Annotated in this window: 11 protein-coding genes; all 11 read right to left on the reverse strand. The window is 35.1% G+C overall.

From position 1 onward, the window contains the following. The 11 genes from JST55_13045 to JST55_13095 all read right to left on the reverse strand — a co-directional run bounded on the left by JST55_13045 (nt 1) and on the right by JST55_13095 (nt 13,801). A complete protein-coding gene (locus JST55_13045; protein ID MBS1494434.1) occupies nt 1-816 on the reverse strand; it encodes a DUF1207 domain-containing protein in 816 nt (271 codons plus the stop codon). A gap of 57 nt (nt 817-873) precedes the next feature. Beyond that, nucleotides 874-1,836, reverse strand: coding sequence for a VWA domain-containing protein (locus tag JST55_13050; GenBank protein ID MBS1494435.1), 963 nt, complete (start codon nt 1,834-1,836; stop codon nt 874-876). Nucleotides 1,837-1,976: 140 nt separating this feature from the next. Further along, nucleotides 1,977-3,401, reverse strand: coding sequence for an NADH-quinone oxidoreductase subunit N (locus tag JST55_13055; protein ID MBS1494436.1), 1,425 nt, complete (start codon nt 3,399-3,401; stop codon nt 1,977-1,979). Next, nucleotides 3,398-3,802 carry a VanZ family protein gene (locus tag JST55_13060; protein ID MBS1494437.1) on the reverse strand — a complete coding sequence of 135 codons (405 nt, stop codon included), beginning with the start codon at nt 3,800-3,802 and terminating at the stop codon, nt 3,398-3,400. The genes JST55_13055 and JST55_13060 overlap by 4 nt, the downstream gene beginning before the upstream one ends. Beyond that, nucleotides 3,799-5,355 carry an NAD(P)H-hydrate dehydratase gene (locus tag JST55_13065; protein ID MBS1494438.1) on the reverse strand — a complete coding sequence of 519 codons (1,557 nt, stop codon included), beginning with the start codon at nt 5,353-5,355 and terminating at the stop codon, nt 3,799-3,801. Before JST55_13065 ends, JST55_13060 begins: the two co-directional genes overlap by 4 nt. A gap of 7 nt (nt 5,356-5,362) precedes the next feature. Next, complete coding sequence (gene rpe, locus JST55_13070; GenBank protein ID MBS1494439.1) at nt 5,363-6,016, reverse strand: ribulose-phosphate 3-epimerase; 654 nt, start codon at nt 6,014-6,016, stop codon at nt 5,363-5,365. Further along, a complete protein-coding gene (locus JST55_13075; GenBank protein MBS1494440.1) occupies nt 6,013-7,002 on the reverse strand; it encodes a PASTA domain-containing protein in 990 nt (329 codons plus the stop codon). The genes rpe and JST55_13075 overlap by 4 nt, the downstream gene beginning before the upstream one ends. 705 nt (nt 7,003-7,707) lie before the next feature. Next, nucleotides 7,708-8,403 (reverse strand): CTP synthase, encoded by a 696-nt coding sequence (locus JST55_13080; GenBank protein ID MBS1494441.1) that lies wholly within the window; start codon nt 8,401-8,403, stop codon nt 7,708-7,710. Nucleotides 8,404-8,506: 103 nt separating this feature from the next. Further along, nucleotides 8,507-10,846 (reverse strand): T9SS type A sorting domain-containing protein, encoded by a 2,340-nt coding sequence (locus tag JST55_13085; protein ID MBS1494442.1) that lies wholly within the window; start codon nt 10,844-10,846, stop codon nt 8,507-8,509. A gap of 2 nt (nt 10,847-10,848) precedes the next feature. Next, a complete protein-coding gene (locus JST55_13090) occupies nt 10,849-12,627 on the reverse strand; it encodes a hypothetical protein (GenBank protein MBS1494443.1) in 1,779 nt (592 codons plus the stop codon). 88 nt (nt 12,628-12,715) lie between these two features. After that, entirely contained in the window at nt 12,716-13,801 is a 1,086-nt protein-coding gene (locus tag JST55_13095) for a hypothetical protein (protein MBS1494444.1), read from the reverse strand. Between the last annotated feature and the right edge of the window lie 17 nt (nt 13,802-13,818).

The raw sequence follows: 13,818 nt of genomic DNA on the forward strand, positions 1-13,818 counted from the left end.
TTAAAAGAGTATGTGTGTTCCGATTGATTTAATATTTAATGACTTATCATAGTACTGACCTTTATAATCCTGACCGTTGTATATTGAGAAAAATATATTCACTCCCCTGCTGTCAAATCCGCCAATGTTAATTCCTGTCTCAAAGCTTTCGTTAAAATTTGAACTTCCTTTAACAATTGCGCTTCTCAAGTCATTGGATAAATATAAGCCAAAATAATTATTGATTGAATATCTTAATTCGTTTCCTATTTGGATAGATATTTTTCCAAAGTCATCAGGTATGCTGTGCATAAGCAAATTAACACCCAATAATGTTCTTAATACAAAGTTAGGTCTTATCTTATAATCATAAATCCCTGCTAAATCTATAAACTCCCTGCTGTAAACAATAGGTGTAAAAATTGTATCGGTTCTTTCAAACTTATGGCCGTCTTCAAAGTGAGAAGAGATATGAGCTACTCTTAATCGTGTTGAAACAGTTGAAATCGGATTCAATTCTTTCTTAAAATTAAGTGACACACCAAAGTAATAATCAATTGCATCGACAGGAAATTTAAAGTTAGCTTCTTTTCTTAAATTTGAAAAAGTAAAGAACTCTGCTCCAAACGATGCTAAGTAATTCTTCGCTTTTATTCCCGTGATATCAACTGAAGCGCCTATATCCAGTTTAAGATTTTCCTGCTGAATATTTGAACTGATACCAATTTTCGATTCAAATACGGAAGCCTCTATCGGTCTGAAGAGCTCGTTTGAATGTAAAAAATAAATCTCCTGCGAGTAAAGATTGCCGTGAAATAAAAAAAGGGTTAATCCCAAAAGGACTGAACCCTTAAAAATCTTTAAAGATAATTTCAAATGAATAAGTTTATTTACTTAATTATATTTGCGTCTGCTTTTTAAATAGTCTGTAAAAATGAACTGCCCCAGCTTATCAAGTCCTGAATAGTACGCCGAACCGCTGTTTGCCTTTGTAAAATCCTCAATGAAATTTCTTAAATAATAATCCTGCGCAATCATAAATGTAGTTATTTTAATCCTGTCTTTTCGGCATGCAACAGCTTCATCAAGAGTCTTGTTTACAATCCTCGGATCAAGTCCGAATGAATTTTTATACAACCTTCCGTCATCAGTAAAAATCGCAGAAGGTTTTCCGTCAGTTATCATAAAGATCTGTTTGTTGCTTGCTCCTTTTCTCTTAAGAATATTTCTTGCAAGTCTTAAACCTGCTTTTGTATTAGTATGATAAGGTCCTACTGAAAGGAACGGCAAATCTCTCAGTGAAATTGATTTTGCATCATCGCCGAAAACAATTATATCAAGTTTATCTTTTGGGAATTTAGATAGTATCAATTCTGATAAAGCCAGCGCGACTTCTTTAGCCGGAGTAATTCTGTCCTCTCCGTATAAAATCATACTGTGAGAAATATCAATCATTAACACAGTTGCAACGGTTGTCTGCGCTTCTGTTTCAAAAACTTCTATATCATCTTCCTCTAATTGAAAATTATTAAGGTCGGTTTTTAAAAAAGCATTCTTAATGGTTGAAGTCAAATCTATGTTTGTAATCTGGTCGCCGAATTTATATTTCTTCAGCTCAGCCATCTTTTCAACGCCTGAACCTGTCTTATTCGTTTCATGAAAACCTGTGGTATCAGGTTTCAAGCCCGAAAAAATGTTGTTCATCGCATCCAGCCGAATTCTTTGTGAGCCTTTGGGAGTTAACTTCATCAGTCCGTCTTTCTCGGAAATGTAACCTTTCTTCTTTAGTTCATCAACAAAATCAGAGAATGAAAGTTCGTCATCAAAAAAATTGTTTTCTTCATTCAGCATTCGCATCCATTCAAGAGCTTCTTCTACATCTCCATTCGTTTGAATAAGAATGTAGTTGTAGATTGATATGAGATTTTCCAATCTCTTATCATCAGTCAATGAATCAGGACGCCATTGTGAATAAAGAATATTCAATTTTTCTTATCTTATAAAAACTTAAACAAATTGAAAAACAAATTCGGGAATAAACCGAAAATCAAAGTACCTAATATTGCTAATGAAAGTCCCGTCATGCTCATTACACTTACACTTTCTTTTTCCTGTGCTGTATCAGCTTCGCTGAACCACATATAAACTATAACTCTTAAGTAGTAGTAAATTGAAATCAAGCTAAGCACAATACCTATTACAGATAACCATATCAATCCCGCTTTAATCGAAGCATAGAACAAATAATACTTGCCCCAGAATCCCGCGAACGGAGGTATACCTGCTAATGAAAATAAAAATAACGTCATAAAAGTTGCAAGCCACGGGTTGCGTTTTGCAAGACCTTTATATGAATCTAAATTTAAATTTGCATAGTCTTTTGAATCTGCTGTTTTCTTTTCAATTAATGCTACAACTAAAAATGCGCCAAGCTGCATGAAAGTATAAGCAACAAGATAGTATGCGATTCCCTTTGTAGCTAACTCATTCATTGAAGCAATACCAACCATTATGTAGCCTGCGCTGGAGATAGATGAGTATGCAAGAAGTCTTTTTATGTTTGTCTGAGCAAGGGCTATAACATTTCCGAACAACATTGTTACAACTGCAAGCACTGAAAACACCTGCTGGAATTCCGTAAGATGAACATTCAAAATGAACGGAAGTATCGTTGCAACAGCGGCTATTTTACCTGCGGTAGACATCATACCTGATACAACTGTCGGCGCACCATCGTAAACATCAGGAATCCACATGTGGAACGGAAAGATACCCATCTTAAACATAAAGCCTATAAGATATAAACCGAAACCTATTACAAAAATTGAGCTTTTGAAATTTTCCGGATTGGAATAAAGTATTGTAAGATTTGTTGTGCCGGTTACTCCATACATCAAAGCTATTCCATATAAAAGAAATCCCGTCATAAAAGCACCGAGTAAAAAATACTTCAGAGCACTTTCATTTGACTTAATTCTTTTTCTGAGGAAGCCTGCGAGTATGTAGAAACAGATTGACATCAACTCAAGTCCGATAAAAATTACAAGGATGTCATTGCCCCATATCATCATGAACATTCCCATTATTGCAAAGAGCAGCAGCGAATAGAACTCACCGAAATCTATATCTTCTTTTTCGAGATAACTTTTTGCGCTTATGATTGTGATAAGCATTCCAATGAGAATCGTAACAGTAAATGCGATTGTTACATTCGTAAGATGGAAATAATTATTAAAAATTATCTGGTCTTTGTTAAGACCTGTAAACGAAGTTGCAATGGCTGCTATCACAGAAATGATACTGAAGCCGTAAATAATTGAAGCATTCTTTTTGAACGTAATTTCAATAACCATAGTAAGCAAAGCCGCGCATGTAATAATAAGAAACGGAATAATTTCAGCAAAGTCTTTTAAAGGAATCATTGAGTTGTTTCAGATTTATTCGAGTTTATAAATGGTAGTTTCTTGTAAAAAATCTTTATTACTAATAGACAAATTAAAGCACCGATTGTATCGGCAGTCCAGTCAAGAATATCGCATGACCTTCCCGGAACAAAGTACTGGTGCAGTTCATCCGTCACTCCGTACAATGAAGTGAATATCAAAGCAAAAACTAACGGATATTCATGTAATTTAGTAAATTTTGTTTGATTATTTAAGGAATAAAAAAATAATAAACATAATCCGAAATATATTATAAAATGAACGTACTTATCTATTAAAGTTATATCTATTTTCGGGAAATCGTCCCCGTGTAATGAGGACTCAATGAAAATTGCTATGATGTATCCTAAAAGTAAATAATGAAAGATTTTCCGGTTCAATATAAATCAGTTGAATTAAGAATGGCATTAACAGCTAGTGGAATTTTATCTATTATATTAGATGCTTGGAAGGTGAAATTGTTCTTTCTATTTGTATAAAGTAAATCAGCGCATTTTCCGTGAATGTAAACTCCTGCAAGAGCGCTCTCCATTGGAATTTTTGTTCTTGAGTAAATAGATGCAATTATTCCCGATAAAACATCTCCGCTGCCTGCAGTTGAGAGAATAGAATTTCCCGATGAATTTATGTAGAATGAATCTCCGTCTGTGATTATGGAAGGCGAACCTTTTAAGATCAGAATTACATTCTTTTCTTTAGCAAACTTTACTGACAGGTTGTAAAAATCCTTTTTAACTTCTTCAGTTGAAATGTTCAGTAAATTTGCAAACTCCCCTATGTGGGGAGTTAAAATTATTTTGTTCTTCCTTCGTTTTGATTTCGCATTTTTAAATGCAGTCAATCCGTCTGCATCTAATACAACCGGAATATCGTTTTCATTTATAATTTTTGATACGAGCTCTAACGTTTCAGGATTTTTAGAAACTCCGGGACCGATTAACAAACAATCAGCCCACTTTATCTTTTCTTTTATCTTATCATATCCCGTGGGCGAAAATGTATGGTCGCTTGTCTCAGGTAAAACTGCCGTCATTACTTCAGTTAATTTCCTCGCAAGGATTGTGTTAAGTGAATCCGGCACTCCTAAAATAACTGCTCCGCTGCCTGCAACTAAAGCTGACTGGGAGCACAAATATGCTGCGCCAGTTAATCCTTTCGAACCCGCTAATGCAAAGACTTTTCCGCTTGAGTATTTATAGCTGTTAACTTTTCTCGTAGGAATAAATTTAGTAATGTCCTTTTCTTCAACTACATACATCTTCGTTTCATTATAATCATCAAAGAATTTTTCAGATACTCCAATATCGACTGTATAAATTTCACTGGCTGCTTCCCTTCCATTAAAAAAAAGAGAATGAAATTTCTTCACTCCCATAGAAATAGTGTGATCAGCTTTAATGCATACAGTAGTCTGATTATAATTATACAATCCCGATGGCGTATCAATTGCAAACACCGTTTTTCTCTTTATTTCATTTACTTCTTTAAATATTGTTTGAAGTCTTGGTTCAAGTTCTCCTTTAAATCCAATTCCGAACACTGCATCAATGATAACCAGATTTTTATTATCAAAGAAGCTTTTCATCTGAGTCCATGAATTTATAAAATTAAGACTGACCGAATTCTTATATGATTTAAGTATATCAAAATTAATCAGTGCATCTCCTTTTAAATCAGATTGAGGATAAAGTAATATGACTGAAGATTTGATTTTATGATTTGCGAGATGCCGTGCAATAACAAATCCGTCGCCGGTGTTGTTGCCTTTGCCTGCAAGGATTACGACTTTAGAATTTGAATTTAATTTTGATACAATGAAGTCTGCAGCATTTCTGCCTGCATTTTCCATAAGGATTATGGAAGGAATTGAAAGTCTGTCTATGATTTTTTTTTCAACATTGAGAACCTCACTGTTGAAAAATACGCTTTTCATATTTTGTTTATGAAATTAAAGCTTTCATTTGTTTTATTACACCTGCTCTGTCCTTGCTGCCGAATACTGAATTACCACATACGAACATATCCACACCTGCATCCGAAAGCATCTTAATATTTTCCAGATCCACTCCGCCGTCAATTTCAATTTTACAGTTAAGGCTTTTTTCATCAATCATCTTTTTCAAAGCTGATACTTTTTCTGTTACGTTAGGTATAAATTTTTGGCCGCCGAATCCCGGATTTACACTCATCAGTAAAACATAATCAGCATACGGCAAAATATTTTCTAAAATGCTAATGGGAGTAGCGGGATTTATGACTACTCCCGCCTTTACGCCTAAATCTTTGATCTGGTTTACTACTCTGTTAAGATGGAAATTATTCTCGTAATGTACCGATATAAAATCAGCGCCTGCATCAGCAAAATCTTTAATGTATCTTGTCGGCTCGTTTATCATAAGATGAACATCAAGAGGTAAATCCGTCATCTTGTTCACCTGCTTAACAATGGATTGACCAAAGCTAATATTCGGAACAAAATTGCCGTCCATTATATCACAATGAATTATATCTGCGCCCGCCTTTTCAACTTCTTTTATTTCATCACCTAACTTAGAAAAATCTGCCGATAAAATTGAGGGACATATATACTTCATTTAGCACCTTCCTTCGGTTTAGTATCGGTTGGCTTTTTCTTAGTGTCAGTCGTTTTCTTATCGTCTTTCTTCGGCTCTATTCCCTTCTTCTTTTCAGTATCTTTCTTTGGAGTTTCAGGTCCGGATTTCGGGCTCGTAACTTCTTTATCTCCGGTTTCTTTCTTCTCAGTTCCGTTCTTCTTCTTTTCACCTTTATCAGTTTTACTATCAGGGTCGGGTACTTTTTTATCGTTTGGTGTATTATCGTTTGCCGGTTTCTCTTCAGTTTCAACTTTCTTCTTGCGAGATACAAACAAATCTACTGTAGTGCTTTCATTGGCAGTTTTGTCTTTCTTAGGATACTGGTCAACAATCTGTCCTGCAGGAATATCATTATTTGTCTGATACGTTATCTTACCAAGCTTAAGCTTTTTATCAGCTATAAGTTTCTTAGCATCTTCAAGTTTCTTTCCGATTAAATCAGGCACAATCAAATCGCCCTTAACCATTCCATCGCTGATAATCAGATCAATCTTCGTGCTTCTTTTAACTTTGCTTCCGGGCTGAATTATCTGAGAAATGACACAATCTTCTTTAACATCATTTGAGTTTTTTCTTACTGACTCGCCTAACTGCAGTCCTCTCTGCTCAAGTGTAAACTTAGCATCACGCAGAGTTCTTCCTTTAAGAGCAGGGACTTCAACAAGCTGCTCGCCGCCGCAAACTGTAAGGTATATTCTTCTTCCGTATTTTACTATCTGGTCAGCCGGAGGATTCTGGTCAATTATTTCCCCGATAGGTTTGTTTTCATCGTAACGGATATCGCCCTGCTTTACTTCAAGTCCGACAGCCTCTATCTTCTTCTTAGCTTCTAAAAAATTCAAGCCGACAACATTCGGGACTTTTGCAGTATCGGTATGCTTTACATACCAGGGCATAATTACGCTGTTAAACAGCAAAACCATGGCAATAACGCCGACAAATAGTATTAATAGTCTTTTCCACATATATTTTACAAGTTACTTAACGTGTTTTAAAAATGAAATGTATATAACTATATTTAACTGCCTCTATATAGAAAAAGTTTCGGTTAATTAGTATTTTACATCTGTTTACTCTCATATTGAATCCTAATATATTTTTAAAATAAGTCGGGAAAAAGTCGGATTCTTTTAATTTCAAATTTCAAATCTTAAATTTCAATTTATTTTTGCAAAAAAAGTCGGAAAATTGTCGGATTCCATAAATCATTGTTGTAAAAACAATACCGTCGATTTACAATTTTAAAAAAAGTCGGATTTTGGTCGGGTTTTTATCACCTCGTTCCAATGCTCCAGCGTTGGAACGTATCTTTAAAATTTAACCACCCCCAACCCTCCCGCCTTTGGCGGGACAAGCTCTCCTTGAAAAGGAGGGGGCATTACAGAAATAAAAAGATTTTACTAATAGTCGGGAAAAAGTCGGATTTTTAAAACGCTTATCTAATAAATTTAACTTATTTGATACCGCCAGCTCAGTCCCCCTCCTTGTAAAGGAGGGGGAAGCCATTTGTAAAGTCGGGAAAAAGTCGGATTTTATTCTGCGATTAATTCGAATTTTAAATTTTTAAAAACTTAAAAATATTTACTGGTTTTTTAATAGAACTTTTTTAATATAAATAGAAAATACAAATTCTCAAACATAAACTTCCCTATTGCAGCTAATAGGAAAATTTATTTTTTAAAGCTTGACAGGATAAACTCATTAAGCAATTTTGATGGACTTCCTTCTTCCGAATCCAACTGATGCTGAAAAAGTGTCCCGATAAAAAACTTATGCTCTCTTAATTCAATTCCTCTTATTTCGCCTTTTTCATTCACCACAGTAGCTAGTAAATTTCCGTCAAACAAAATACTTTCATATTTTTTATTCAGCCCGTAATTGCAATGATACTTACCTTCTAAATTTTCTGTTCCGAGTATTTCATACACTTTGCTGTCTTTATTAATTACTCTCAAATTTTCTGTCTCACCGACTAACGAACAGCTCAATGCAGATATTAATAAATTCTTTGCGCCGGGACTTGTTTCCTCGTGTTCTGCATCCTCTATCCCTTTTACATTTCTTGCATGCTCAATCTGCACATGCTGGAATCCTCCGCATATTGCCAAAAGCGGAACATCATTCTCTCTTGCATATTTTATAATCTTTAACGCGGCATCCATATCCCGGTACGGCGTTCCCATTGACATCAATATCCCATCCAGTTCTTTAACTTCCCTCTCAAAACTTTGCGAAAGCATATCTGTTGGAATCCATTCTAATGAAAATTTCTTATTCAAAAATTTTGCTGAGTGAACGAATGCTTCATTCAAAGCTACCTGTGTATAATATCCCGGATTGAACTCACCTATTATTCCTATTTTCATTTTTAATGTGACTGTATAAAAAAAATCCCTCCCGATTTTCATCAGGAAGGAAAATTACCTTCCCAGCGAGGACGTTGGGAAGGAGTAAAAATTAAAAATAAATTTATTTTATTAATACCATCTGCTTCGTCTGCTTGAAGCTGCCTGAATTCAATACATAGAAATACATTCCGCTCGAAAGTCCGGTTGTTTCAAATTTATATTTGTAAACTCCCATTCCTAACGGCTGTGATACCAATGTTGAAATTTCTCTTCCAAGCATATCGTAAATTTTCAATGAAACAAATTCCTGTTTAGGAATTCCGAATTCAATTGTTGTTGAAGGATTGAACGGATTTGGATAGTTCTGCTTCATGAAATAATTTTCTGTTACAGAGTTTTCCATATGTGTTATTCCTAGGCTTCCGCCGTTCTGAATATATCTTGCAGCGAATTCCTGATAATACTGATTTGCAATCAATGAATCATAAATTATCATGCAGTTCTCATCGTTATCGAATGTAGCAGCGTTGGAATAATTGTATGAACCTGTTTCAACAATCGGATTGCTTGAAGGAATGTCTGCATCAATTAACATATATTTGCTGTGAAGTAATCCAGTCTGGTTTTCAAGATATACAGGAGCTGCAGGATTCCATGGAGTTTGTCCGCCTAATCCTTTCATTTCTTCATATACTCCGCCGGCTGCGCTGTTAGATGCATCAAATACACCTCTCACCATTTTATTTGGAGGACTGAACTGAGTCTTCATCTTGTTTGAAATATTAAATCTTGTAAAAGCATAAATACAGAAATTGATTGATTTATTTGTATTGTTACCAATCATATTTTCAATTTGTCCTGATACGTTATCTGAAGGAGAGAAATAAATTTCAATTCTCTTTCCGTTCACAAAGAACAAGTGTGGCGTATTATCTGTTTTCGCGGGACCAAATCTTGCTCTTACCGGGTCATTTATGTTGATATGTGAGCCCCACATTTCTTCAAACTCTCTTTCATAGGCACCGCAAATTGCTTGGTCCTGAATTAAAATCACATTCTGAGCATCTACATTAAACTGGTCTGCAGTAATATTTGCAGAACCGCCCCAGAGCCAGTCATCTGAAGCAGATGTTGTATCTCTATGGTCAAATATCATGAACTTGTCATGCATAATTGCACCTGTACCTGTATTTCTTTTTTGAACAAGAATACCTGCATTAATTAAATCCTGCATTAATGCCTGATTTGTTCTGCTGTCGTAAACTACTCTTAGTTTCACACCTCTTACTACTGCATTAATCAATGCATCTCTTATCTGTGTTAAATCGTTGAACGAATAAATCGCAAAGTCAATTGAGAATTTAGCAGAATCAATTCTTTCCTTTAATCGAGTTGCTAAATTTGTATTGCCGTTAGCGTTGTTACCCGGAATTGCGAATGAGTTATCGACTGATTTATTGAAGTAAACTTCCCATCTTCCGGTTGATGAAGGTGCAGAACTTGTTGAAAAATAATTTCCCGAGCTGGTGCTTGTACCTTGTCCGTTTGTAGATGTTACGTTCATATAATAAATTTTTCCGGGACGAAGATTGTTAAGCGTTACTGTATGAGTAGTCGTCATCGTTGCATTTGAGACTGAATCTCTGAATATGACGGGCTGATAATTTGAATCTGTAAGCATATATCTTACTTTTGAATCAGAAGCATTTTGTGTTGTCCAAGTTATTGTAACTGAGTTTGGACCAATAGCGCTTTCAGTAGGAGGATTTAAAATATTAGGACCAGCGCCAAGTATCATATCAGAAGTCATTCTTGAAAGCACCTGATAACCGGTACTATATGGTGGAGCAGACACAAACTGACTGCCTACTGCTAATATAGAAAATGTTCCTGTTGGAATTGTTGTTCCTATTAAATTCGTATTGTTATCAATTCTGAGTACACTTGCATACGTACCTGTATTATCGGTCAACGGATAATTTGTATAAGCCCAAAGTCCTGTAGCAGTAGTAGTTACATTATTAATCCTGACTAATCTTCCTTCATATGCTTCCACACCTGAATAATCCTGAGTTGTATATTGCAGCAAAGTTACATCTACGGGAACTACAGTTTTGTTGGAATCGATTTTTGAAAAAGAACAGCCTGTAGGTGTATAAGTTAACTCGGTTAATCCGTTAAACTGCGTCAGTTTTGCAGTGACGATAACACTGTCACCGATTTTAACTGCGGCTGAAAAATCCTGATAGAATACTGCAACTCCGGCTGTATTATCCTGAATATAAGACGGACCGCCGAATTCGTTTGCTACTGTTACAATACCTGTTACGGTTTTATATTGACCTGAATCTAGGGGGACACCTGTCGAGGTGTTCTGTCTGATAGTTACAATCGGAACAACCTGAGCACTTACCGAAATATAACACATCAGAATAGCCAATGCGAATAGTAGTTTTTTCATTTTTATAGTTTTGATTGATATTTGTTTAGTACTGAATTAATAAAAGCGCCGTTAGGTTCGAGATTTTTATGTCTGTTTAACTCGTTTTTGAATTCTTCTTTGTTGTTTTGAAATCCCTTTTCTACAGACTGAGGCTGATAAACAATGTTAAAGGGAGTGATGTATTTGTATTCGTTTTTATCTATTACTTCTTTGAATTTAGGGATATTTCTGACAAATAAAAATGATTTATCATCCCAGAATACAAGCTTCCATTCATCATTTTTTTGCGAGAGATATGAAATAATTGTACTCTGCATTTCCTGAGGCGCGCGGGTAAGATCAGGTGCTAAATACAAAACGTAGTCTATACCGTAATCATTCAGCTTTTTTTCAAATCCGGGCTTTTTTGAAATCAAACCGTTATACTCATTAAAGATATTATCGTTAAGATTTCTGCTGTCTATAAAATTTTTCGTTCCCGGGAAATTCCAGACTAAGTAACCGCCGGTGCCGAAATGATTAAGCGGATGCTCCCCTATTTCAGTGATTTTATTTTCTTTCATAAAATCAAACATCTGAGTCGGGATGAAATCTGAGTTAATACCAAATCCTGAAATACGATAGTACTCAAGAGTCTTCAGATAAAGGTTATCGTTCGGAATACTGAAAGTAAAAAATAAAAGTAAAATTGTTAGAGCAACTTTAAATACAGGTTTATCACTTATAAAAGTTGAGACACCTCTGTTTCTTAAATTAATGATAATAAAATTTACTGCAACAGTTACAAATATTGCAATGATAATTATATAGTCCACTGTAAACCTTACTGCTCTTACAGAATAAAATGCGAAGCCGATATATATAAGAGCAAAAAATAAATCTTTTTTCTTTAATGCGTAATAAAGTGTTATTGCTCCGCCCACTACAAGAATTTTATAAATATTTCCGACAAATCCGCTGAACATTTTATCAAACGGTGAACGCCATTCGTTAATTGTTTCGAGCAGCTTCATTTTGGTATGTGAGTAAGCATAAATATAAGTAGCGAATCCGTTTGGATTTATAAGCATTACTAATAACGATACGGCAAAAATAATAATAAGCAGCAATAACTGTTTTTTATCAAGAGCAGGAACTTCCTTTGTAGATAAAGATGATTTTGAAAAATAAGATATTACCTCAGTGATTACATAAATTCCCAGTAAAAGAATACCTGCTATTATACCCATATGCATATTTGCCCATACAAGAAATATAAGCGGTATAAAATAAAGGTATATGTTCTTTCTGTTAAAATATCTGAAAGAAATAATCAGGTACAAGAGTAAAACAAAAAACAACAGGGATATAATATGCGGACGAGGCGTAAGCCTGTCAATAATTCCGAAAGTAATCACAATAAACATAAAAACGCTTAGTGTTGCGCTTACTTTAAACTTCCGGAGTATTAAATAATAAATTAAAAATATCAGAAGAAAAATTATTGTGCGGAAAACTGAAAGTCCGGTATAGCCGAACGGCTTATAAATATTATAGGTAATAACATCCCATCCCCACTCAAAAGGCATCCATTCCTGACCTTGGGTAACATAGCCGAATATATCCTGTGAAGGCACATGACCTGTTTCCATCACGTATTTTCCTGTAGCTAAGTGCCAGAATACGTCATCATCGCCGGAGATTTTGAATGTGGTGAAGAAGATTATGAATAAAGCAAAAGATGCAAGGAGTGCATAATCGAATAAAGGGTTTGCAGTATAAGATTTTGTTTGAGGACTTTTCGCTTTTTGTTTGGCCATTTATTTATAAAGTGAAAAAATTCAGGTATAAATAAAAAATCCGTCCTGCTTTAGCGGGACGGATTATACTTTTGTAGTGGTTGTAATATTATTGTAAATCTGTCGATAATTTAAATCTCACGATACGGTTATTTCCTGTATCTGCGATATAGAGTACTCTGTTGAAGAATGCAACGCCCTTTGGTCCGTTCAGTTTGTTCTCACCGCTTCCGTTTCCGCCGAAAGACTCTTTTAAAAGTTTACCGGAAGAATTGAATTTGTACAGTGAATCTTTTCCTGCATCAACTATAAATATATTTTTATTCGGGTCAGTTGTAATATCTTCAGGTGTTGCAAACTCTTCCTTCAAGATATCTGAATTACCTTCAGGTAAGTATCTGGGATTAAATGCCCCTGTTGAGTTATCGTATTCAAACCATTGTGTTTTAAATCCGCTTTGAGTTGTGTTTCTTGTAAGGAAGAAATCATAATTATTATTTCCTGCTGCCCATACACTCGAAACTTTATCTATAGAATAAACACCGTTACCGGCAACCTGGAATCCCGTATAAAGCTCTATTGTAACTGAGTTTACGCCTTTGCATTTTATAATGGCATTGTCAGGGTCTAAGTTATTTGAGTTATCAGGGCCTCTTCTTGAAATAAGGATTGAGTTATCCGGATATACAGAAACTCCCGAAAATCTTCTTTTACGGCTTGTTAAAGGTGTAGGATAATCACTAGATAAAAGCCTTATCAATGATGCGTTTGAAATATTTCCGCCGACTTCAACTAATTTAATTCTGTATAATACACTAAGTGTATCGCCTGTAGAATTAAGCACGGTATCAGCAAGTACAAGTATATCAAAATTATTATCCTGAGCTAAAGCAATCGGATTAGCAACTGCAATGCTTCCGATTTCAACTCCTGATAAATCGAGCTGTGCAACTCTGTTATTTTTAGTGTCGGCAACATATACTAACGGTTCTTTCCCAAGCAAAATATCTTCAGGTGCATTAAAGCCTGTCCATACCGGACTTTGCTGCACATATGATGTATCGGTAGATGTTACAGGATTTCCGTTATTTGTTATCGGAAATGTCCCTAAATCCAGCTTTTCAGCGCATCCCCAGTATATAAGCGATGTAGTAAGTAAAATCAGTAAACTTAAGTATTTTATTTTTATATTCATTATAAGAGTGAAAATAA

Source organism: Bacteroidota bacterium (assembly GCA_018266835.1).
Lineage (GTDB): Bacteria > Bacteroidota > Ignavibacteria > Tepidaquicellales > Tepidaquicellaceae > JAFDZO01.